Annotated in this window: 16 protein-coding genes; 6 read left to right on the top strand and 10 right to left on the bottom strand. The window is 68.7% G+C overall.

Annotation, left to right across the window (positions count from 1 at the left end; all coding sequences use genetic code 11):
- Positions 1-25: 25 nt before the first annotated feature.
- Positions 26-1,450 carry an SNF2-related protein gene (locus ASF18_RS19325; protein WP_056354167.1) on the bottom strand — a complete coding sequence of 475 codons (1,425 nt, stop codon included), beginning with the start codon at positions 1,448-1,450 and terminating at the stop codon, positions 26-28.
- Positions 1,451-1,632: 182 nt separating this feature from the next.
- Here ASF18_RS19325 and ASF18_RS19320 point away from each other — a divergent pair, with 182 nt between their 5' ends.
- Complete coding sequence (locus ASF18_RS19320) at positions 1,633-2,274, top strand: hypothetical protein (RefSeq protein ID WP_244472757.1); 642 nt, start codon at positions 1,633-1,635, stop codon at positions 2,272-2,274.
- 6 nt (positions 2,275-2,280) lie between these two features.
- On the opposite strand, the gene ASF18_RS19315 is transcribed toward ASF18_RS19320, so the two are convergent.
- A complete protein-coding gene (locus tag ASF18_RS19315) occupies positions 2,281-4,335 on the bottom strand; it encodes a nitrate- and nitrite sensing domain-containing protein (protein ID WP_056354164.1) in 2,055 nt (684 codons plus the stop codon).
- Between the two features lie 483 nt (positions 4,336-4,818).
- On the opposite strand from ASF18_RS19315, the gene uvrA reads away from it, so the two are divergent.
- From uvrA to ASF18_RS19300, 3 genes are all read left to right on the top strand, one after another.
- On the top strand, positions 4,819-7,794 hold the full coding sequence (uvrA, locus tag ASF18_RS19310; protein WP_056354161.1) for an excinuclease ABC subunit UvrA: 2,976 nt from the start codon (positions 4,819-4,821) through the stop codon (positions 7,792-7,794).
- A 511-nt stretch (positions 7,795-8,305) separates the two neighbouring features.
- Positions 8,306-9,265, top strand: coding sequence for a transporter (locus ASF18_RS19305; protein ID WP_056211306.1), 960 nt, complete (start codon positions 8,306-8,308; stop codon positions 9,263-9,265).
- A 255-nt stretch (positions 9,266-9,520) separates the two neighbouring features.
- The gene (locus ASF18_RS19300) at positions 9,521-10,099 is read left to right on the top strand and encodes a fasciclin domain-containing protein (RefSeq protein WP_056354159.1); all 579 of its coding nucleotides are present in this window, start codon (positions 9,521-9,523) and stop codon (positions 10,097-10,099) included.
- Between the two features lie 94 nt (positions 10,100-10,193).
- On the opposite strand, the gene hflX is transcribed toward ASF18_RS19300, so the two are convergent.
- The 4 genes from hflX to ASF18_RS19280 all read right to left on the bottom strand — a co-directional run bounded on the left by hflX (position 10,194) and on the right by ASF18_RS19280 (position 15,772).
- Complete coding sequence (gene hflX / locus ASF18_RS19295; protein WP_056354155.1) at positions 10,194-11,609, bottom strand: GTPase HflX; 1,416 nt, start codon at positions 11,607-11,609, stop codon at positions 10,194-10,196.
- Between the two features lie 113 nt (positions 11,610-11,722).
- Positions 11,723-11,977 (bottom strand): RNA chaperone Hfq, encoded by a 255-nt coding sequence (gene hfq / locus ASF18_RS19290; protein WP_009866358.1) that lies wholly within the window; start codon positions 11,975-11,977, stop codon positions 11,723-11,725.
- Between the two features lie 154 nt (positions 11,978-12,131).
- Positions 12,132-13,502 carry a sigma-54 dependent transcriptional regulator gene (locus tag ASF18_RS19285; RefSeq protein WP_056211300.1) on the bottom strand — a complete coding sequence of 457 codons (1,371 nt, stop codon included), beginning with the start codon at positions 13,500-13,502 and terminating at the stop codon, positions 12,132-12,134.
- Positions 13,499-15,772, bottom strand: coding sequence for a PAS domain-containing sensor histidine kinase (locus ASF18_RS19280; protein ID WP_156649995.1), 2,274 nt, complete (start codon positions 15,770-15,772; stop codon positions 13,499-13,501). Before ASF18_RS19280 ends, ASF18_RS19285 begins: the two co-directional genes overlap by 4 nt.
- Positions 15,773-16,071: 299 nt before the next feature.
- On the opposite strand from ASF18_RS19280, the gene ASF18_RS19275 reads away from it, so the two are divergent.
- Positions 16,072-17,670: a gamma-glutamyltransferase family protein gene (locus ASF18_RS19275; protein WP_056354148.1), complete on the top strand. Its 1,599-nt coding sequence runs from the start codon at positions 16,072-16,074 to the stop codon at positions 17,668-17,670.
- Positions 17,671-17,768: 98 nt separating this feature from the next.
- Entirely contained in the window at positions 17,769-19,043 is a 1,275-nt protein-coding gene (gene oxlT, locus ASF18_RS19270) for an oxalate/formate MFS antiporter (protein WP_056272485.1), read from the top strand.
- Between the two features lie 72 nt (positions 19,044-19,115).
- On the opposite strand, the gene ASF18_RS19265 is transcribed toward oxlT, so the two are convergent.
- Genes ASF18_RS19265 through dusB form a run of 4 tightly spaced genes read right to left on the bottom strand, consistent with a single transcriptional unit; the run spans position 19,116 to position 23,397 of the window.
- Positions 19,116-19,724 (bottom strand): DUF6886 family protein, encoded by a 609-nt coding sequence (locus ASF18_RS19265; protein WP_244472756.1) that lies wholly within the window; start codon positions 19,722-19,724, stop codon positions 19,116-19,118.
- Complete coding sequence (gene ntrC / locus ASF18_RS19260; protein WP_056354145.1) at positions 19,721-21,184, bottom strand: nitrogen regulation protein NR(I); 1,464 nt, start codon at positions 21,182-21,184, stop codon at positions 19,721-19,723. The genes ASF18_RS19265 and ntrC overlap by 4 nt, the downstream gene beginning before the upstream one ends.
- Positions 21,185-21,193: 9 nt before the next feature.
- Positions 21,194-22,309: an ATP-binding protein gene (locus ASF18_RS19255; protein WP_056211472.1), complete on the bottom strand. Its 1,116-nt coding sequence runs from the start codon at positions 22,307-22,309 to the stop codon at positions 21,194-21,196.
- A 35-nt stretch (positions 22,310-22,344) separates the two neighbouring features.
- On the bottom strand, positions 22,345-23,397 hold the full coding sequence (gene dusB / locus ASF18_RS19250) for a tRNA dihydrouridine synthase DusB (RefSeq protein WP_056354140.1): 1,053 nt from the start codon (positions 23,395-23,397) through the stop codon (positions 22,345-22,347).
- Positions 23,398-23,405: the final 8 nt, after the last annotated feature.

Genomic DNA, 23,405 nt, shown 5'->3' with positions numbered 1-23,405 from the left:
CCCGTTCCAACGGAACGAGGCCGACCTAGGCCGCCTCGCCGGCCTGCACCTCGGCGATGGCCTGGGCGATCGCGTCGATCAGCCTGGTGTCCTCGCCCGCCATGGCGTCCATCGAGGCCATGCGGCCGACGACGGTGGCGGCGATGCTCTCCTCCACCGTGCCCTCGGCGAGGGCGTAGTAGATCGTCGCCTGCTGTCCGTCCCGGTGGCAGCGGCCCTCGATCTGCGTCAGCTGGATCGCGCTGTGGCGCAGGTCGTGGACGATGAGCGCGCGCGGCTTCTCGCCCCCCGGCAACTCGTGGGCATGCAGGGAGATCGATTCCGTCACGGTGAAGACGACGGCGTCGAGCCCGCCGGTCTGGAAGGCGAGCCGCACGGCCTCGTTCGCCTCGCCCGACTGCGTGCCCGTGATCGCGTCGGCCCGCCAGCCCGCCCCCCGCATCGCCTCGACCAGCGCGGAAGCCGTCTCCAGGAAGGCCACCGAGATCGCCACTGCGTGGCCGTCCTCCATCAGGAGGTCGGCAAAGGCCGTGGTGCCCGAGACCCGGAGCAGACTCGCCTTCTGGCGGAATCGCAGGTCCGCCGCCCAGCCGGCCGGCTTGCGGGTGCTGCCGCCGAGGAGGCCCCATTCCCGGCGGAACTCGCGCCAGGTCGCGTCGTAGAGGCGGCGTTCGGACGGCGTGAGGGCGACCGCGCTCAGGGCGCGCTGCACCTCGGGCCACCCGGCGATGTCGCCGGGGCGCCGGCGCAGGCCGATCGCCCCCTCCCCCTTGAACAGCAGGTCGGCCATCACCGTGCAGTCGCGCGGGTTCGCGTCCCAGGACCAGTTGGTCCAGCGGCCCTTGGCCCGGCCGATCCCGAGGTGCTGCATCAGACCTCGGAAGTCCGCCAGGGTCGCTGTGGGCTGGCCCGCGGCCTCACCCAGCAGGCGCCCGAGATAGGAGAGCTCGTGCGGGGCCTGGCCGGCGGTGGCGCTGAGATAGATCGTGAAGGCGGCCGCATCCGCGATCTGCCGGCAGACGAGGCTCTGCTGGGCGTACGGGTTCCGGATCCGGTGGCTCTCGTCGAAGACCACCAGGGACCAGGTCCGCTTCGGTGTGCCATGCCGGGCGAGCGCATTGTTCTTTGCCCGGGTCGAGCGCCGGTTGCTGGCGGGAGGCGGCGCCATCAGCGCCTTGGTGCGCTCGTAATTGGTGAGCGTCACCGCCTTCTCGCCGAGATGCGCCAAGGCGATCGTGCGCCGCCACTGGGGCATCGCGCCCTTGGGACAGACGATGAGGACATCGCGCTCGGGCATGGCCGCGACCGCGCTCCAGACCGACAGGGTCTTGCCGAGGCCGGTCGTGTCGCCGAGCAGAAATCCTGTCCGGCCGGCAGCACGTGCAGCCAGGATCGCGTCGCGCGCCGAACGCTGATGCGGGCGCGGAACCAGGTGTTCACTGGCAACCATCAGGCGACCGGTCCGCGGATGCGATCCGAGCCGGATTTTTTTCTCTTCTCGGCTGCGAAAGCAGGCTCGCGGAGTCTTGGCACAGCCCTCACCATCTTTTGAAAAACTCGGAACTGTTCAGGTTGTGCTTTTGTTAAGGGGTCATCTCGGCGCGCCGTCGGGCGCCTCACCCGGAGACATCGATGCCGACGATCCCGTTCTCCGCAGCCACGCGCACTGTCGCCGCTCCCGTTTTCGGACTGATGATGCTCACGCTTCCGGCGTGCGCTCAGAGCGCCGATGGCGGCCTGTTCGACCTGCTCTTTGCGCCCGCACGGCCGGCCCAGCAAGCCGCGCCCGCGCCCGTGGCCGATCCCGGCTTCGACTATCAGCAGGCCCGTCGCTCGATCCGAAAGGCCACGCGCCAGCGTCCGAAGATCCGCTACGCCGCGCTTCCCACATCCGAGCCCCTGCAGATCAAGGTCACGGACCGCCAGACCCCGCTCGACATGAAGGCCGGCCCCGCGGCCGCCTTCATGAAGGACGAGACCCTCCGCCCCGGCGATATCGTGGTGATGAAGGACGGCGCGAAGGTCTTCACCGGGCGGCCCGACGACCGGCACACCGTTCGCGACTTCGAGAGCGTCGGGCGCTCGGAATTCGTCGATCGGCGCACCCGCAACCAGCTCGCCGCGATGATGCTGCCGATCGGAGCTCTCCCAGCGGAGCAGGCCCGGAAGATAATGGCGCAGGCGCGCAAGGTGATGCCCGCGAGCGTCGACCAATCCGTGAAGCCGGAGCTGACGGCGATGCGCGTCATCAACCCCTGGAAGACCAACCCGTAGGGCGGATCAGGCGGCCCGGACCGTGACCAGGAAGCCGTCGACTTCCCGGCGCAGGGCCGAGGCCTGACGGGCGAGATCGCTCGCCGCGGTAAGCACCTGAGCCGACCCGCTGCGGGCGGAATCCGCCGCCTCGCGGACACCGACGATGTGGCCGGATACGGCCCGGGTGCCCTCGGACGTCAGGACCGTGTTGCGGGCGATCTCCTGCGTGGCCGCTTCCTGTTGGTCGACGGCCACCGAGATGTCCTCCGAGATCCGACTCAGGCGTTGGATGACGTCGGTGATTCCACCGATGGCCGTCACGGACGCGTCGGTCGATTGGGCGATCTCGCCGACCTTCGCGGCGATCTCTTCGGTGGCCCTGGCTGTCTGGGTCGCGAGGCTCTTCACCTCTGCGGCGACGACCGCGAATCCACGCCCGGCCTCGCCGGCTCGGGCCGCCTCGATGGTGGCGTTCAGCGCCAGGAGGTTGGTCTGGGCCGCGATACTGGTGATCAGGCCGACGATTTCGCCGATGCTGCTCGCCGCTTGGGCCAGGCGATGGACATCCTCCGCCATCCGCGCTGCATCGCGCTCCGCCTCACCGGCGACCGCGCTCGAGGCCTCGACGCGGTTGCCGATCTCCCGCACCGAGGCGCTGAGCTCCTCCGTGGCTGCCGCCACGGTGTCGGCCGTGGCCGCGGTTTCCGCCGCGGCTGCGGCCACGGACCCACTCAGGGATGACGTATCGGTCGCTGCCTGGGTGAGGGCATAGGCCGCCCTTTCGAGCTGGCTCGCGGAGGCCGACACCGCCTCGACGATCCCGCTGGCCTGGGCCTCGAAGCGATCGGCCAGTGCCACCATCTCGGCGCGGCGGGCCGCCGCGGCGTGGGCGGTGAGGTGGTCGGCTTCCGTGGCGATGCGCCGGCGCTCGACCACGCTGGCCTGAAAGTCGACGGCCGCTGCCGCGATGGCGCGAACCTCGCGGGCGCCGTTCTGCGGGATCGGGCCGGCTTCCTCGCCTCGGCCGATGGCTGTCAGGGAAGCGGCGATACGGGTGAGCGGACGGGCGATGGCGGTCCCGAAGCCGAAGGCGAGGCCGCACGAGAGGACCAGGATCGCGAGTCCCACGGCCACCCAGATCAGGACGCTCCGCTCGGCATCGGCGCGGGCTGCTCCGGCGGCGGCTCCAAGATCCGCGGTGAGCCGGTCCTCGATCGTCTTGAGCGTATCGATGCGCTCGGTCGCGAGGCGGAACCAGGCGGGCGCATCGGTGAAGGCGAGCGGCGTGCCGGGGGGCGTGTCGATAACGAGGCGGCGGAGACGATCGACCTCCCGGGCCGCGGGCGCAGCCTTGCCGGCATCGAGGAGGGCCACCTGTTCCGGCTCGGCCCCGAGGCGGAACAGGGATTCGTAGGTGCCCTGGCCCGCGCTCAGACCCGCCAGGCGCTCGTGGCCGGCAAGATCGATCTGGCCGGCGCCGAAGATCGCCGAGGCCGCGGCCCGCTCCTGGCCCGCCAGCTCCTTGAGGGCGAGGAACGACGAGTAGGAACTGATGCGGGCGGCGAGATCGGCGCTGGCGGCGACCTGGGAGACCTCGCGCACCAGGTCGAGCGCGCTCGCGATCACCCCCGAATACAGCCCCATGTTCTGGGCCGGCGTGCGACCGAGCCCGTCGACCGCCGTGCGGTGGGGGGCGATCGCCGCCAGCTGCTCGGTCAGCGCCGCATTGCGACGGGCGACGCCGGCTCCGAAGGCGGCGAGGTCGAGGCCGGCCCGGCCCGCGTCCAGGGCTGCCCGGGCGGCATCGGTCCGCAGGCGCTGCGCATCGAGTTCGGACCGAAACTTGGTTCCCTTGGCGGCGAGATAGAGGCTCGATGCCCCGCGCTCCCGCTGGGCTTCGTGCACCAGGGCGCTGACCTGGCCCGCCATGCCGACGAGGTCCTGCACATGGACCATTCGGGTCCGAGCATTCATCCGCTCGGTGATGGCAAGGCCCACGACCATCGCAAACGCAAGACATGGAGCGAGGGCAACCAGAAGAATCCGAATGCGCAGCGATGAAAAAAGACCGGCGGACATCACATGAAACCTGCTTCGAAACGCTGCGGCACTGTCGGAGCAGCCGGTAAAAGTTGTGTTTCAAATTTATCTTATGATCAAATTTTGGTCGGTCCCCTCAATTTTAGGCAGAGCGGGTCGGGAGCTTCAGCGAACCATCCAGTTGCTTTGTGATCCGCTTCACTCACGCGACCGCTGGACCGCGAAGCATCTGATCCGTCTGCGGAGGCCACAGGGGTCGGCCCAATCCTGCGGCCGAAGCCGCGGGGGCCGCGTCTTCCAAACCGTCGGCAGCGAACTCCCTCACTGCCATTCGGTGCGGTCGCGGCGGCCGAAACCTCTGCCGGAAGGCCGCGATATTGTCCGCGTACGCTTTTTGTTCTAGCTGAAGAGCGGCTATGCGTGGCGCGCGCCTTGCCCGACGCGGTGGTGCGCCCGACATGCCGCAGGGGCTCCGGTCGAGTCCCGACGAGTTCCGCGCCGAAGACGTTCCGAAGAGACTCCATGGCCAAAGCCAAAGCCGCTGCCAAGACATCGCAAGCCGAGGCCGAGCGGGTCGAAGCCAAGATCGAGGCGCTGTTCGACGGGGCTCGCGACGCGCGGGTCATCTCGGTGCGCGGCGCGCGCGAGCACAATCTGAAGAACATCGACCTGACGATTCCCCGCGATCGCCTCGTGGTCTTCACGGGTCTGTCCGGCTCCGGCAAATCGTCGCTCGCCTTCGACACCATCTACGCCGAGGGCCAGCGCCGCTACGTCGAATCCCTCTCGGCCTACGCGCGCCAGTTCCTGGAGATGATGTCGAAGCCCGATGTCGACCAGATCGACGGGCTCTCGCCGGCGATCTCCATCGAGCAGAAGACCACCTCGAAGAACCCGCGCTCGACGGTCGGCACCGTCACGGAGATCTACGACTACATGCGCCTGCTCTGGGCGCGGGTGGGCATTCCCTACTCGCCCGCGACCGGGCTGCCGATCGAGAGCCAGACCGTCAGCCAGATGGTGGACCGTGTCCTGGCCCTGCCGGAGAAGAGCCGACTCTACCTCCTGGCGCCGGTGATCCGCGGCCGGAAGGGCGAGTACCGCAAGGAGATCGCCGAGTTCCAGAAGAAGGGCTTCCAGCGCCTGCGGATCGACGGCGAGTACTACGCCATCGACGACGTGCCGAAGCTCGACAAGAAGCTGAAGCACGACATCGACGTGGTGGTGGACCGGATCGTGGTGCGGGCGGACATCGCGGCGCGGCTGGCTGATTCCTTCGAGACCGCCCTGGAACTCGCCGACGGCATCGCCCTGATCGAGTTCGCCGAGACGCCGGAGGGCGCGGCGCCGCGGGAGGCCATCACCTTTTCGTCGCGCTTCGCCTGCCCCGTCTCCGGCTTCACCATCGCGGAGATCGAACCGCGGCTCTTCTCGTTCAACAATCCCTTCGGCGCCTGCCCGACCTGCGGGGGCATCGGCCACGAGATGCGGATCGACCCGGAGCTCGTGATCTCGGATGCCAAGCTCAGCCTGAAGCGCGGTGCCGTCGGTCCCTGGGCGAAGTCGACCTCTCCCTATTACGGCCAGACCCTCGACGCGCTGGCCCGCCACTTCGGCTTCAAGACCACGGTCGCCTGGGCCGATCTGCCGACGAAGGCCCGGGACGTGATCCTGTCCGGCACCGGTTCTGAAGCGGTCCGCTTCGCCTACGACGACGGCATGCGCGCCTACGAGGTGAACAAGCCCTTCGAGGGCGTCATCCCGAACCTGGAGCGGCGCTACAAGGAGACCGAGAGCGACAGCTCGCGCGAGGAGATCGCGCGCTTCATGAGCGAGACGCCCTGCGCCACCTGCGGCGGCAAGCGCCTGAAGCTCGAAGCACTCTCGGTCAAGATCGCGATGCACGATGTGGGCGAGATCACCGCCCTCTCGGTCCGAAATGCCCATGCATGGTTCTCGGAGCTGCCGGGCAAGCTCACCGAAAAGCAGAACGAGATCGCCTACCGGATCCTCAAGGAGATTCGCGACCGGCTGACCTTCCTGATCGATGTCGGGCTCGAGTACCTGACGCTGGCGCGCGGCTCCGGCTCGCTGTCCGGCGGCGAGAGCCAGCGCATCCGTCTGGCCTCCCAGATCGGCTCCGGGCTGACCGGCGTGCTCTACGTGCTGGACGAGCCGTCCATCGGCCTGCACCAGCGCGACAACGAGCGCCTGCTCGGCACGCTGAAGCGCCTGCGCGACCTCGGCAACTCGGTGATCGTGGTCGAGCACGACGAGGACGCGATCCTGCAGGCCGACTACGTCGTGGATGTCGGCCCGGGCGCCGGCATCCATGGCGGACGGATCATCGCCCAGGGCACGCCCGAAGAGGTGCTGAAGAACCCGGATTCGCTGACCGCCAAGTATCTCACCGGCGAGATGAGCGTGCGGGTACCGACGGCGCGTCGCAAGGGACGGAAGGGCACGCTCAGCCTCGTCGGGGCCCGGGGCAACAACCTCAAGAACGTCTCGGTCGACATCCCGCTCGGCACCTTCACCTGCATCTCGGGTGTCTCCGGCGGCGGCAAGTCGACCCTGATCATCGACACGCTCTACAAGGCGGTGGCGAAATCCCTGAACGGTGCCCTGGAGCACCCGGCGCCCTTCGAGCGGCTCGACGGGCTGGAGCATCTCGACAAGGTCATCGATATCGACCAGTCGCCGATCGGCCGGACCCCGCGCTCCAACCCCGCCACCTACACCGGCGCCTTCACGCCGATCCGCGACTGGTTCGCGGGCCTGCCCGAGGCCAAGGCCCGCGGCTATCAGGCCGGGCGCTTCTCCTTCAACGTGAAGGGCGGACGCTGCGAGGCCTGTTCCGGCGACGGCGTCATCAAGATCGAGATGCACTTCCTGCCGGACGTCTACGTCACCTGCGACGTCTGCAAGGGCCGCCGTTACGATCGCGAGACCCTGGAGGTGAAGTACCGCGACCACTCGATCGCCGACGTCCTCGACATGACCGTCGAGGAAGCCGCCGACCTGTTCAAGGCGGTGCCCACCATTCGCGAGAAGATGGAGACCTTGGCCCGGGTCGGCCTCGGCTACGTCAAGGTCGGGCAGCAGGCGACCACTCTGTCGGGCGGTGAGGCGCAGCGGGTGAAGCTTTCGAAAGAGCTGTCCAAGCGCGCCACAGGCCGCACGCTCTACATTCTCGACGAGCCGACGACGGGACTGCACTTCCACGACGTCGCTAAGCTCATGGAGGTGCTCCACGAGCTCGTCGACCAGGGCAACACCGTGGTGGTGATCGAGCACAACCTCGAAGTCATCAAGACCGCCGACTGGGTCATCGATATGGGCCCCGAGGGCGGCGACGGCGGTGGCGTCGTCGTGGCCCAAGGAACGCCCGAGCAGATCGCCAAGTCGCGGGCGAGCCACACCGGTCGATTCCTGCGCGACGTCCTCGCGCGTCGGCCGGTCGCGGCGCCCGCGAAGGGTCGGGCCGCCGCCGAATAGCGCATCGGGACGACGCGAGATCTGACGATTCGCCGGGTCGACCGATCCGAAGCGGTGGCGCAACGCATCAACCCGCCGGTCGGGAGCCCGGTCCGACCCGACCGAGCGCGCCGGACTGCGCAATGGTCCGCGGGCGGTTGCCGGATCGTCCTGGGACGGAACCGTAACCATAACAGCTTGAGTGTTCAGCGGTATTTTGCCGTTCCAGGTCTTCGCGGAGGCGCGAAGACGTCGGCCAACCTGCTCAAAAGGTTAACAAATCCTTCCGCTGCACTGCACCGAAAATGCGACTTTTGCGCAACGGTCGGATCCGAACTGCCCCGTTTCCAAGCATTCCTCTGTCCTTCCGCGGCGTCCTGTAGAATAGTTCTCGACGTTGAGACTTGAGAACGGGCCGCAAGGGGGGCCGCCGGATCCACTGCAAACAAGCTGCGAACAAGCGGCGCATCGGCAGAATGGTTCGGACGGCTGCGTGGCGGACGCCTGAAATCCTTGGGAAGGAAGAGTAAAAATGTCGAAGAACTGGCTCGTTGCCGGAGCGCTCGCGCTCACGGTCGGCATGACCGCCACCGCATCCTACGCGCAGACCACGACGGTTCCGGGCGAGCAGGTCGGCCTGGCCACCGGCGCCCCGCTGCCCGAGGGCATCTATGCGCTGAACACGTTCGTCTTCCAGTCACGGGACAATCCGTCGGCCGTCGACGTCGGTGTGAACGTCCCGGTGCTGGTCTGGTCGACCCCGTTCGTTCCCTTCGGCGGCCGCGTCGAGCTCCTCGTTGCTCCCCCCACCGTGTTCGCCTTCGGCAAGCGCGGCGGCCCCACCGGCGTGCGTGATCTGTCGATCAACGTCGGTACCTTCGTGGGCGGCATCTGGGCCTTCGATCTCGGCGGCGGCTTCGGCGTCAGCTTGCTCGGCGGTGTCTACCTGAACGAGCTGAACGGCGACCGCGGCGTTCTGGTGCAGAACAACGGTGTCCTCGGCGCCGGCGCCGTGCTGCCGCAGCTCTCCTCGAACACCTACCGCGCCGGCATCGCAGGCAGCTACACGGCTGATGGCTGGAACATCACCGCCAACCTGACCGCCAACTTCTACGACTCGCCGTCGTCGTTCGGTGGTGGTCGGAACTTCGGTACCGTCTACACCCTGTCCGACTCGCTCAACCTCGACCTGACCGCGACCAAGAAGTTCGGCAAGTTCGAGATCGGCGCCATCGCCTACGGCACCGTCAACTTCGACACCAGCCTCGGTCGGGTCGGCACCGTCAACGCCGCCTTCAACGACCGCGGCCGGTTCCTGATGGGCGGCCTCGTCGGCTACGACTTCGGGCCCGTCACCGCGCAGGTCTACGTCGCCCGCACCGTCGCGACCACCAGCTTCGACAGCACCGAGATCTCGGGCCGCCTGATCGTTCCGCTGTACTCGCCGACCCCGGTTGCCGCCGCTCCCGCGCCGATCATCCGCAAGTACTGATCCGACGTCCGGCGGCGGGGCCTGGCCCCGCCGCAGAGGGGATCGCGCAAAGCCCGTCCGACACCTGTCGGACGGGCTTTCGCGTGTTCGGCGACAGAGAGCGCTCCGAGAGGGGATTCGAGCCGGTGCCTCGCGGGTAAGAGAAACCCCGTCCGCCCTTCAAGCAATCCGCCGGCGTCTGAAACTTTATCCGACCGTCCTCCGTACCGGACGATGATGCCCACGAAGGGGCAATCGTTCCAGAGGATACGCTCCATGATCACGCGTCACGCCCGTCGCCCGGTGGCTTCCAAGATCGCCGCCGTCGTGCTCGCCTTCTCCGTCGGCGCCACCTTCCCGGTCGCGGCCTTCGCCAAGAACCCGATGGTCGGCGGTGCGCCGATGTACGCCTCGAAGAACATCGTCGAGAACGCGGTGAACTCGAAGGACCACACCACCCTGGTCGCCGCCGTGAAGGCCGCCGGCCTCGTCGACACCCTGGCCAGCCCCGGCCCGTTCACGGTGTTCGCGCCCACCAACGCCGCCTTCGCCAAGCTGCCGGCCGGCACGGTCGAGACCCTGGTGAAGCCCGAGAACAAGGCGACCCTGACCAAGATCCTGACCTACCACGTGGTCCCCGGCACCTACACGGCCAAGGATCTGATGAAGCTCGCCAAGGACGGCGGCGGCGAAGCGCAGCTGAAGACGGTCGAGGGCGAGCCGCTGACCGTCCAGACCAAGGGCAAGAAGGTCTACGTGACCGACGCCAAGGGCAGCACCGCCACCGTCACCACCGCCAACGTGATGCAGTCGAACGGCGTCATCCACGTCATCAACGGCGTGCTCCAGCCCTGATCGTATCGGGCCCTCGGCGCCACTGACGGAAACGCCCGCGATCCGAAAGGATCGCGGGCGTCACGCGTTCAGGGACGAGCCGTCGGAAAGGTCGTCAACTCACCCGATTGAGGCGGCGCGCACCCTCGAAGCGGTTCAGGAAGCGCGGCTCCTTCTCGGGCGCGATGCGGATGGCGAGGTGCATCGTGCCGCCCTCCTCCTCGCGCCGGTCGAGCACCTCGGCATTCTCGTAGAGCCAGTGCAGGGCGGCGCCGTCCTCCGGCGGGAGGACCACCGCGAAGGTCGAACGCTGGCGCGCGATCCGCGCCTCGATGCGCGCCGTCAGGACACCGAGCCCCTCCCCCGTCAGGGCCGAGACCAGCACCGGGGCATCGCTGTCCCGATCGCTGCGGCCCTGTCCGCTGAGATTCAGGAGGCGGGTTCGCTCATCCGCATCGAGGAGATCGGCCTTGTTCCAGACCTCGATGATGCGCGAGGCCGAAGTCTCGATCCCGAGCTCGCGCAGAACGGAGCCCACATCCTCCGCCTGGGCGGCGCTGTCCACGTGAGACACGTCGCGGACATGGAGCAGGATGTCGGCGTGGATCACGTCCTCCAGGGTCGCCCGGAAGGCTGCGATCAGGGAGGTCGGCAGCTCCGAGATGAAACCCACGGTGTCGGAGAGGATCACGGTCTCGCCGTGCGGCAGCTTCGTCGCCCGCGCCGTCGGGTCCAGGGTCGCGAACAGCATGTCCTGCGCCATGACCTGGGCCTTGGTGAGAGTGTTGAACAACGTCGACTTGCCGGCATTGGTGTAGCCCACGAGGGCCACGATCGGGTAGGGCACCCGTGCCCGGCTCTGTCGGTGCAGGCCGCGGGTGCGGGTCACGCTGTCGAGCTCGCGCTCGATCTTCGTCATCCGTTCCTGGATCATGCGCCGGTCGGCCTCGATCTGCGTCTCACCGGGACCGCCGAGGAAGCCGAAGCCGCCGCGCTGGCGCTCCAGGTGGGTCCAGGATCGGACGAGGCGGCTCTTCTGGTAGGCGAGATGGGCATGCTCGACCTGCAGCGTGCCTTCGCGAGTCGAGGCGCGCCGGCCGAAGATCTCCAGGATCAGGCCGGTGCGGTCGATGACCTTGCAGCCGAAGGCCTTCTCGAGGTTGCGCTGCTGCACCGGCGACAGGGCGCAGTCCATCACCACGAGACCGATCTCGCGGGCGCGAATCACGCCGGCCAGCTCCTCGACGCGTCCCTTGCCGAGATAGGTTGACGGGCGGATCCGCTGCACCGGCGCCACGATGGCTTCGACGACGTCGAGCTCGATGGCGGCCGCGAGCCCGGCGGCCTCATCGAGGCGCGCCTCGGTCGAGCGCAAGGCTTCCGGGCTGCCGTCGGAATTGCCCCGGGCGGCGGCGGCGGCGCGCCCGAGATAGGGTCCGACGACGAGGGTGTGGGTTGCCGCCGCGATGTCACCCTCGGGGGCGGCCATCGCCTGGAGCCGGGCTTCGCCGGGCGTCATCGGTTCAGTCATGAAGTTCTTTGTTCAACCCTGTCCTACGTGTCTTCAGGACAATGGGCGCTTGCCGGCCCCAGACAAGGGCGCGGCAAACCTTTCCGGCCGGACGGATGCAGTTTCCCGCGCGCTCAGGCCTTGTCAGGCGCCGTTTCGTCGGGCTCGAACAGCTGCACCGGGTGCCCCGGCATGATCGTCGAGATGGCATGCTTGTAGACGAGCTGCGAATGGCCGTCCCGCCGCAAGAGCACGCAGAAATTGTCGAACCACGTCACCACGCCCTGAAGCTTGACGCCGTTCACGAGGAAGATCGTGAGCGGAATCTTGTTCTTGCGAACATGGTTCAGGAACGTGTCCTGGAGGTTCTGAGCGCGCTCGCCCGCCATTTTTTCTTATCCTTGGTTCGCATCGCCGCCCGCCGTAATGACGGGTTCTCGTCCGTTGGTCTCGCATGCCCCGACGCGCTGCGCAGCAGGGCGACGGTGCGGGAACATTACACGTGTATCGCGGTCGCGATGCAAGTGCATCGCCGCGGTGTTCTCAGGGGCCGATCCCGAGCGACTTGAGTTTTCGGTGGAGTGCGGAGCGCTCCATGCCGATGAACTCCGCCGTGCGGGAGATGTTGCCGGAGAATCGGGCGATCTGCGCGATCAGGTACTCGCGCTCGAAGATCTCGCGGGCCTCGCGGAGCGCCAGGCTCATCAGCTTCTCGCCGCCCGACCCGTTCGGCGTCGTCGGCACCAGGGCGCCGATCTCGGTGGGCAGCATCTCGGAGGTCACTTCCTGATCCGGGTCCGTGTGGGTCAGGATCATCAGGCGTTCGACGTTGTTGCGCAGCTGGCGGACGTTGCCGGGCCAGTCGTGCGACTGGAGGACCGCCATGGCGTCCTCGGCGATGCGCCGACGCGGCAGGCCGGTCGCGCCCGAGATCTGCTCCATGAAGAAGGTGATCAGTTCGGGCACGTCCTCGCGGCGCTCCGACAGGGATGGCACCCGGATCGGCACCACCGAGAGGCGGTGGAACAGGTCCTCCCGGAAGCGGCCCCCGGCGATCTCCTCGGCGAGATCGCGCGACGAGGACGAGATGATGCGGACATCCACGTGCACCCGCGTCGTGCCGCCGACGCGCTGGAAGTTCTGATCGACCAGGACGCGCAGGATGCGGTTCTGGGTCTCGCGCGGCATGTCTGCGACTTCGTCGATGTAGAGCGACCCGCCATGGGCCTCCTCCAGGGCACCGACCCGGCGCGCCCGGCCCTCCCCCGCCTCGACGCCGAACAGCTCGGCCTCCATCGTGTCCGGTGTGATGGTGGCGGCGTTGATGACCACGAAGGGCCCGTTCGCCCGGGCCGACAGGGCGTGGAGGGTGCGTGCCGAGAGCTCCTTGCCCGAGCCCGGTGCCCCGAGGATCATCACGCGGGCGTTGGTCGGTGCCACCCGCTCCACGGTCTGGCGCAGCTGGTTGACCACCACCGAGGCGCCGACGAGCCGGCTGGCCTGACCCGACCGGGCCTTGAGGTCGCGAACCTCGCGCTTGAGGCGCGAGGCTTCGAGGGCGCGCTCGGCCACCAGGATCAGCCGGTCGGCCTTGAACGGCTTCTCGATGAAGTCGTAGGCACCGGCCTTGATCGCCGCCACGGCGGTCTCGATGTTGCCGTGGCCCGAGATCATCACCACCGGCAGGTCCGGGTGGCCGGCCTTGATTTGGTCGAGCACCTGCAGGCCGTCGAGGCGCGAGCCCTGCAGCCAGATGTCGAGGAAGACGAGGTGGGGCCGACGGGACTCGATCGCCGCCAGGGCCTCGTCCGATCCGCCGGCGGTGCGGGTGCGATGGCCCTCGTCGTCGAGGATACCGGCCACGAGGTCGCGGATGTCGGCTTCGTCGTCGACGATGAGGATATCGGCGCTCATGACTGGATCTCCGCGATTGGGGGGGCCGTCCGCGCGGCGCCCTTCTCATCCTGCGCAGAGGGGTTGCCCTCCGGCGGCGTGTGGTTGGCTGAGTCTCGGACGGGGGCGGCGCTGGTGTCGCGCGGGACGCGCAGGCGTACGCGCCCTCCCCGACCTTCCGGATTGTCGTTCAATTCGATCCCGCCGCCATGCTCTTCGAGGACTTTGCTAACGATGGCCAGCCCCAGGCCGGTGCCACCCTCGCGGGTGGTCATATAGGGCTCCAGCAGCCGCTGGCGCCCCTCGATGGGAAATCCCTTGCCGTTATCCGTGACCTCGATGATCACGAACCCCTCTTCGAGGACGAGGCGCACGTCGACCTTGCCCTGGCCGAGTTCGGCCTCCGGCACGGCCTGCACCGCCTCGACGGCGTTCTTCAGGATGTTCGTGATCGCCTGAGACAGCAGGCGGATATCGAACGCGGCCAGGATCGGCTGATCGCCGTCCTCGCCGAACGAGAATTTCATGTCGGGATGCGCCACCCGCATCATGAACAGGTTCTGGCGCGTGATCTCGCTGAGGTCGTTCTGCGCGATGGCCGGCTTCGGCATGCGTGCGAAGGACGAGAACTCGTCGACCATGCGCTTGATCTCGTCGACCTGGCGCACGATCGTCGCCGTGCACTGGTCGAACACCTCCTTGTCGGTGGTGATGACCTTGCCGTACTTGCGCCGGATGCGCTCGGCCGAGAGCTGGATCGGGGTCAGCGGATTCTTGATTTCGTGGGCGATGCGCCGGGCGACGTCCGCCCAGGCCGAGGTGCGCTGGGCCGAGACGAGATCGGTGATGTCGTCGAGGGTGACGACGAAGCCGCGGGCGCCGCCCTGAGCCTGCTCGCTGGTGACCCGAACGGTCACGGTGCGCTCGCGGCCGTCCCGTGTGAGCTGGATCTGCTGCTGCAGGGTGCGCAGGCGCGCCTCGCCGCCCTCTGGGAACAGCGCCTGCAGCTCGGGCACCGCCTGGGTCAAGGGTTTGCCGACGATCGCGTCGGCCGAGAGCCCGAGGGTGCGCTCCACCGACGGATTGGCGATGGTGACGTGCCCCGCCGCGTCGACGCCGAGGACGCCGGGGGAGACGCCAGCCAGCACGGCCTCCGTGAATCGACGGCGCCGGTCGATGAGATCGCTGGCCGCCGTCAGCCCGTCATGCTGGCGGCGCAACTCCTGCGTCATCTTGTTGAAGCTCTCGGACAGGTGCGCGAGGTCGCCGTCGCTCTTGCGGGCCGGGACCTGGGCGTAGAAGTTGCCCGAGGCGACCTGGTCGGCGGCGTTGATCAGGCGCCGGATCGGCGCGACGAAGCGGTTGGCGAAGTTCAGGCCGAACCACACCGCCGAGAGCAGGGCGATCAGGGCGATCAGCACGAAGACCGAGGCGAAGCTGATCTGGATCGAGCGCTTCAGCGAGTCGTAGGTCAGGTACTCGGCGGCGGCCGCCCGCGACACGCCTGGGAACTCGATGGCGAGCTGGCTCACCTCGCGCTGCACCAGCAGCACAGCGCCGTCGTAGGCCGGCATCCGCAGGAGGGCGGCGAAGATGCGCCCCTCGCTCGGTACGAGGCAGATCGGATCGGTCGATTTCGCCGCGTCCTCGAAGGCCGCCGCCGAAGGCAGGCGGCGTTCCTTCAGGGTATCGATCTTGGCGCGCGCCACCACCTCGTTCGGGCCGCGCATGATCTCGGCCACCGGCAGGCCGAGGGCGGTGGCGCGGGTGGTGAGGAAGCTCTCGAACCACGCGCGATTCACGTCGAAGTTCGGCCGCGCCCGGGTGAGGTCGTCGGCCAGGATGCGGATCTCGCGCGCCAGGCTCTGGCACTGGTTTTCCTGATAGGCATCCGCCACCTCGACGGATTTGAGGACAACGTCGCGTACCCGGTCGGTGAAGCCGAGCGACAGGCCGCGATCGATGGTCACCGCCGCCACCACTGCGAGGAGCACGGTCGGCAGGATGGCGATCAGGCTGAACAGGCCGACGATGCGGGTGTGCAGGCGGGCCACCGCGGCATTCGTCCGCCGCGCGTAGAGGAAGACCCGCGCCTCCCAGGCGATGATCACCACGAGGCCGAGGACGAGGAAGACATTGATGCCGAGGAGGGTCAGTCCCACCGTCGGCGTCGGCGTGACCCGGATCACGCCGGCCAGGATCAGAAAGGTGGTGATGGCGGAGACCAGCGCCGTGATGACCACCAGCGCACCGATCAGGCCTGGGCCGCGCGGCGGGGGACGCACCGTCATGGGTGATCGGTCGGTCCCGCCGGTCTCCGCCGGATCGGCGGAGACCGAACCTTCCCGGGAGGCCTTGGAATTGTGGGACGAGCGGAGCCACGGCATCGCTGATGCGTCGCCACAACAGTGTGGCGAAATTAATACGAATTGGGCACGGAGGAGGGTCGGAATCTTCTAGAAGGCGAGGCGCCGCTTGGGCCCGAAGCCGCCGTCTGCGCCGGTGGGCCCGGCGCCCAGACCAGCCCGACAACGATCGACGCCCCGTGTAAATACATTATCCTTCAGCGCATCCTCACGCAGAGATCACCATGTCCAACACCCCCGTCTTCGCTTCGGCCGCGGTCGCGGCGCCCCACCGCCTCGCCGCCCAGGCCGGGCAGCACGTCCTGGCGCAGGGGGGCAACGCGATCGAGGCGATGACGGCCATGGCCGCCGCCATCGCGGTGGTCTACCCGCACATGAACGGGATCGGCGGCGACGGCTTCTGGCTGGTACGCGAACGCGGCGGGCGGGTGCGCGGTATCGAGGCTTGCGGCCCGGCCGGCCAGAACGCCACGATCCGGCGCTACCGGGAGAAGGGCTACGAGGTCCTCCCGTCCCGGGGCCCGGATGCGGCGCTCACCGTGGCGGGCGCCATCGGCGGCTGGCGCCTCGCCCTCGACCTGTCGAAGGCGCTGGGTGGCCGCCTACCCCTCTCCACCCTGCTCGCCGACGCGATCCGCCATGCCCGGGACGGCGTCGCGGTCTCGCCCTCGGAGGCGCGCTACGTCCCGAAGGAGCTCGACACGCTCCACGACCAGCCGCACTTCGCGGAGACCTTCCTCGACGGCGGCAAGCCGTTCGCGGCCGGCGCCCTCCGCAAGCTGCCGGCGCTCGCCGGCACCCTGGAGCAGCTGGCCCATGCGGGTCTCGAGGACTTCTACAAGGGTGACCTCGGGCGCGAGATCGCCGCCGACCTCGACCGCCTCGAAACGCCTGTCACCCGGGCCGACCTCGAAGCCTATGCGCCCCGCGAACGCGCGCCGCTCGCGATCCGCCGCCGGGATGCCATGCTCTACAACTTCCCGCCGCCCACCCAGGGCATCGCCGCGCTGTTGATCCTCGGCATCTTCGACCGCCTTCGGATCGACCGGCCCGAGACCACCGCGCATTACCATGGGCTGATCGAGGCCACGAAGCGCGCCTTCGCGATCCGCGACCGGATCGTGACCGACTACGATCGGCTGGCCGTCGACCCCGCCAGCTTCCTGACGCCGGAGCGCATGGACCGCGAGGCGGCACAGATCGACATGCGCCGGGCCGCGAGCGTGCCCCTGCGCAACCCCGGCGAGGGCGACACCGTCTGGATGGGCGCCATCGACCGCGACGGTCTGGCGGTGTCCTACATCCAGTCGATCTACTGGGAATACGGCTCCGGCATCGTGTTGCCGAAGACCGGCATCCACTGGCAGAACCGGGGGACCTCGTTCTCCCTCGACGCCACGGCGGTGAACCCGCTGGAGCCTGGCCGTCGCCCGTTCCACACCCTGATTCCGGCCCTCGCCTGCTTCGACGACGGCCGCGTGATGTCCTACGGCAGCATGGGCGGCGACGGGCAGCCGCAGTTCCAGTCGCAGATCTTCGCGCGCTACGCCGATTACGGGATGGACCCGGCGGCCGCTGTCGACGCGCCGCGCCTTCTCTACGGCCGGACCTGGGGGGCCGAATCCCTCACCGTGAAGGTGGAGGACCGCTTCGACCCGGCCTGCATCGCCGCGCTGCGCAAGCTCGGACACGAGATCGAGGAACTCGGCGGCGCCTACATCGACTCCCTCGGCCATGCCGGCATGCTCGTGCGTCACGCAAGCAACGGCGCGATCGCCGCGGTCCACGATCCGAGATCCGACGGTGGTTCGGAGGGGCTGTAACTTCCCCTGATCTTCGCGGCTGGGTTGCGTCATAAGACGAGATAGAGCAACGACTTGGCACCATCCTTGCAAGGCCGGTCCATCGCAAGGAGCGAATAATGGATACGACCCTTTCCCGCCAACGCTGGCTGCAACTCGGCCTCGGGCTGATCGCCATGATGGCGATCTCCAGTCCGCAGTACGTCTGGACGCTCTTCACCAAACCGCTGATCGCGACGACCGGCTCGACGCTGCCGCAGATCCAGTGGACCTTCACGATCCTGATCGTGCTGCAGACCTTCTTCTCGCCGGTACAGGGCTACCTGATCGATCGGTTCAGCCCCAAGCTGATGATCGCGCTGGGGGCCGCCCTGTCCGGCCTCGGCTGGGTCCTGGCTGCCCGGGTCGACACCCTGCTGGGTGTCTACGCCACCTATGGGCTGTTCTGCGGCCTCGGCACCGGCATCGTCTATGTCGGCATCGTCGGCCTGATGGTGAAGTGGTTTCCCGACCGGCGCGGCTTCGCCGTCGGCGTGGTCGCGGCCGGTTACGGCATGGGCGCCATGCTGAGCACCTTCCCGATCAGCGACATGCTCACCGCATCGGGCTACCGTCACACGCTCACGGTGTTCGGCATCGTGCTCGGAGCGATCGGAGCGCTCGCGGCCCTCGGTCTGCGCGCACCGCGCGCCGGTGAGGTTCTGCCGCCCCCGGCCGTCAACCTGTCGACCTGCGTCCACGACACCCCCCCGCGGGTGATGCTGCGGACGCCGCTGTTCTGGCTGATGTTCGTGATGATGACGATGATGTCGACCGGCGGCCTGATGGTGGTGGCCAACTTCGCCTCCTTCGCCCGCGACTTCGGTGTCGCCGATGCGATCATCTTCGGCTTCGTTGCCCTGCCCTTCGCGCTGACCTTCGACCGCATCACCAACGGCCTGACCCGCCCGTTCTTCGGCTGGGTCTCCGACAAGATCGGTCGCGAGAACACCATGGGCATCGCCTTCGCGGCCGAAGCGGTGGCGATCGCCCTGCTCCTGGTGTTCCGCGAGAACGCCTACGCCTTCGCGCTGCTCTCCGGCGTGGTGTTCTTCGCCTGGGGCGAGATCTTCTCGCTGTTCCCCTCGATCCTTACCGACACGTTCGGCACCAAGCATGCCACGACGAATTACGGCTTCCTCTACATGGCCCAGGGCATCGGCTCGCTCTTCGGCGGCCCGATCGCGGCTTGGATCTACGCCGTGCAGGGATCGTGGCTGCCGGTCTTCGCGATCATCATCACCCTCGACGTGCTGACCGCGATCCTCGCCTACTTCGTGCTGAAGCCGATGCGTCGGCGCTGGCTCGACGGAAGCGTCGAACCGGTGCTCGTGGGCAAGCCCGCCATGGCCTGATAGGCGACACAGCGAGAGCGCGTCGGCGACGCGGACGGGGCAACCCGTCCGCGTTTCGCTGTGCGGGGATCGTCATGGCCGATGGGCGATCGGCCGAGGCGGTCCGCCCTCGGGGGTTACCCAGTCCTGTGCGTTCCGGAGGCGAATGCCGCTGGCGTGCAGGCTCGATCGCCAGATCGGCGCGAGCGGGGTGAGACGGGGCAGCATGCGAAGCTCCACACCCGCCATCGCCATTGTAGCCGGCAGATCGGGGAGGCTGTCACGGCTGTCCGGAATGACAGCGCGCGGCGAGACCCAGGTGCCGGGATCTCCGGCAGGCTCGAACGCTTCGGATGGCATCCCGTAGCGGTGGAGCGTCCCGGATCGGATCCGGTCCATCCAGGCTTCCTCCACATAGGCGACGGCGCGGCCCGCGACGTCCCCGAACCAGGTCCGCCGGTCCTCCGGCGAGGTCTCGGCGGTCGGCCAGATCACGATCCGGGGACAGTCGCGGGGGAAGAGGTAGAGCAGGCTGTGGGCAGCATCGATCGCCCAGACCAGGGGGCCGTTCAGCCAGGCCCGGTCCGGACCGCGATCGATGGGAACCCGAACGGGACGCGGCACGAAGAGCCGGATCGCCGGATCCTCGCTGAAGTGGAACAGGCCGGGTGCGCGCTCCGCGGCGTCGCCCGGGCGGGTCACCGCGCGTTGCGGAAGACCTGCAGGTCGAGGTCTCGGACCTTCTTGCGCAGGGTGTTGCGGTTCACGCCCAGCAGCTCCGCCGCCCGGATCTGGTTGCCGCGGGTGGCGGCCAGCGCCGCACCGATCAGCGGCCCTTCGATCTCGCGCAGGATGCGGTGGTACAGGCCCGGCGGAGGCAGCGTGTCCCGGTATCCGCTGAAATACTCGGCGAGGTGGCGCTCTACCGCCCCCGACAGCGTCTCGGCCTCGCCGGGTGGCTTGCGGGCGCCGGCCGCGCCGTTCGGCTGGCTCTGGGCCAGCGGCAGGGTGTCGAGCTCGGCCTCGATGACGGGCCCGGTGATCGTCTCCTGCGGGTAGAGGGCCGCGAGGCGCCGGACGAGGTTCTCCAGCTCGCGGACATTGCCGGGCCAGCGATAGCGCTTCAGCCGCTCCATCGCCTCGCCGTCGAGCTGCTTGCGGCTCAGGCCCTCGCGCTCCACCAGGATGAAGAAGTGGCGGATGAGGTCGGGCACGTCCTCGGAGCGCTCGCGCAGGGCCGGCAGGCGCAGGGGCACCACGTTCAGCCGGAAGAACAGGTCCTCGCGGAAGATGCCCTGCTGGATCGAGACCCGCAGGTCCTTGTTCGTGGCCGCGATGATGCGGACGTTGGTCTTGATCGGCACCCGGCCGCCGACGGTGGTGTACTCGCCCTGCTGCAGCACGCGCAGGAGGCGGGTCTGCGCCTCCATGGGCATGTCGCCGATCTCGTCGAGGAACAGCGTGCCGCCCTCGGCCTGCTCGAAGCGGCCGGCCGAGCGCGACAACGCGCCTGTGAAGGCTCCCTTCTCATGACCGAACAGCTCGGATTCGATGAGGTCGCGCGGGATGGCGGCCATGTTCACTGGCACGAACGGGCCGGTCCGGCGCCGTCCGTAATCGTGCAGCGCCCGGGCGACGAGCTCCTTGCCGGTGCCGGACTCGCCGGTGATCATCACGGTGAGGTCGGTCGGCATCAGCCGGGCCAGCGCCCGGTAGATCTCCTGCATGGCCGGCGAGCGCCCGACCAGGGGGATGTCCTCGTTGCCCGGGTCGGCCCCGGCGGGTGCGGTGCCGCGCGGACGGGACAGGGCGCGCCCAACGATGGCGATCAGCTCCTTCAGGTCGAAGGGCTTGGGCAGGTATTCGTAGGCACCCCGCTCGGACGCGCGGATCGCCGTCATGAAGGTGTTCTGCGCACTCATGACGATGATCGGCAGCTCCGGCCGCACCCGCTTGATGCGCGGCAGCAAGTCGAAGACGTTCTCGTCCGGCATCACCACGTCGGTGATGACGAGGTCGCCCGCGCCTTCGGCGACCCACCGCCAGAGGGTGGCGCAATTGCCGGTCGAGCGGACCTCGTACCCGGCCCGCGACAGGGCTTGGTTGAGGACGGTGCGGATGGCGGCGTCGTCATCCGCGACGATGATGTGTCCGTTGGGCATGACGCGACTCTACAGCTCCGCGGACGATTCGCGCCCGTCGCGGGCGCTCGACATGGGGAGAAGAAGGCGGAACGTGGTTCGGCGGGGGACCGGATCGCACTCGACGATCCCGCCATGGTCGCCGATGATCTTGGCGACTAATGCAAGTCCGAGGCCGGAGCCTTGCGCCTTCGTCGTGACGAAGGGATCGAACAGGTCGGGCAGCAGGTCCGCCGAGACGCCGGGACCGTTGTCCCGCACAGCGACCTCGATCGGCAGGCTGACGCGCTCGCGCGACCCCGGCACCTGCAGGCGCAGGCCGGTGCGGAAGGCCGTCGACAGGGTGATCTCGCCGTCGACCGCGTCGGCGCCGATGGCCTCGGCGGCGTTCTTCACGAGGTTCAGGATCACCTGCACGAGCTGGTCTCGGTTGCCCAGCACCGGCGGCAGGGAGGGATCGTAGGTTTCGACGAAGCGGATATGGCGGGCGAAGCCCGACTGTGCCGAGCGCTTCACCTGGTCGAGTACGCCGTGCACGTTGACCGAGCCGCGCTCCACCGGGCGCTCGTCCCCGAACAGCTCCATGCGCTCGACGATGCGTACGATCCGGTCGGATTCGTCGCAGATCAGGCGGGTCAGGAGACGATCGTCCTCGTTGCCCGACTGCTCGAGGAGCTGGGCCGCCCCGCGGATGCCCGCGAGCGGGTTCTTGATCTCGTGGGCCAGCATGGCGCCGAGCGCCACCATGGAGCGTGCGGCGCCCCGATGGGTGAGCTGGCGGTTCATCTTGTCGGCGATGGTGCGTTCCTGGAGCATGAGGACCACGGCTTCCTCGTCGTCGCCCAGGGGCGTCGCGAAGACGTCGACGCTGCGCTCGAGGCCCGAGCGCGGCTGCACCAACTCCACCCCGTACTCGCTGACGCTGGCCCGGCGCCGCCGCACCTCCGCCACCAGGGCGATGATCGGCGAGGCGAAGGGGATGATGTCCGAGAGGCGCCGCCGCTGCATCAGCCGGGCGGAATGATCGAAGAAGGTCTCGCCGGCATGATTGACGTGGAGGATGTGGTCGTCCGCCCCGACCGTCAGGACCGGCAGCGGCAGGGCGTTGATCACCGCCTCGTTGGTGGGGATGGCGTCGGGTCGCATGGCACCGCTGCGCCCCGAGATCGGCTTGTCCGAGCTCATGCGGCCTCCCCGATGGCGTGCGGCAGTGTCCCGCCGCAATCCGCGCCGAAGGCCCGGGCCAGGAGGGTGGTGGCGACCGCCGGGTCCGTGGTGGTGAGAAGGCGCATCCGGTCCTCGGCCGAGAGGCCGCCGCCGGCCTCCGCATAGGCTGCCAGGTGCTTGCGGGCGTGGCGCACGCCCATGCGCAGGCCGTAGAGGGCGAGGAGGCCTTGATAATGCTCCACTGCCAGGGCGGCCTTCTCGGCACCCGACAGGACGGGCGCGGGCTGGCCCGCGAGGCCGGCGGCGAGGGCGCCGACGAGCCAGGGCCGTCCCACCGCCGCCCGCCCGACCATCAGGCCGGCGGCGCCGGAGCGCGCGAGGCAGGTTCGCGCCTCGGCGAGGGTGGCGATATCGCCGTTGGCGATGACCGGAATGGCCACCGCCTCGACCACGGCGCGGATCGCGACCCAATCGGCCTGGTCCTTGTAGAATTGCTGCCGCGTCCGGCCGTGTACCGTCACGGCGTTCAGCCCGAGCCTCTCGGCCCGGCGCGCGAGGTCGGGGGCATTGAGGTTGGCGTGGTCCCAGCCGAGCCGCATCTTCACCGTGACGGGGACCCGCACGGCCCCCCGCACGGCGGCGAGGATGCGGGTCGCCCCCTCGATGTCGCGCATCAGCGCCGAGCCCGAGGCGACGCCGGTCACCACCTTGGCCGGACAGCCCATGTTGATGTCGATCACGTCCGCCCCGTTGGCTTCTGCGATGCGCGCGGCCTCCGCCATCGGCTCCGGGGCGCAACCCGCGAGCTGCACGATGTGCGGATCGACGCCGCTGCCCTCCGCCCGCAGCCGAGCTTCCTGGTCGCCGCGAGCGAGTTCCGCGGCGGCCACCATCTCGGAGACGACCGCGCTCGCACCGAGGCGTCGCGCGATGCGTCGGACATGCAGGTCGGTGACGCCGGACAGCGGCGCCAAGAGGACCGGAACGGGTCGCTCGCCGCCGGGGGGCGCGAGGCCGCCCTCGGTCTCCGACCCGCGGAGAAAGCTCAAATAATCATCAGCGCACATTGTGCTCA

The organism is Methylobacterium sp. Leaf89, assembly GCF_001422215.1.
Lineage (GTDB): Bacteria > Pseudomonadota > Alphaproteobacteria > Rhizobiales > Beijerinckiaceae > Methylobacterium.
This window is presented reverse-complemented; position numbering and strand designations above follow the sequence as displayed.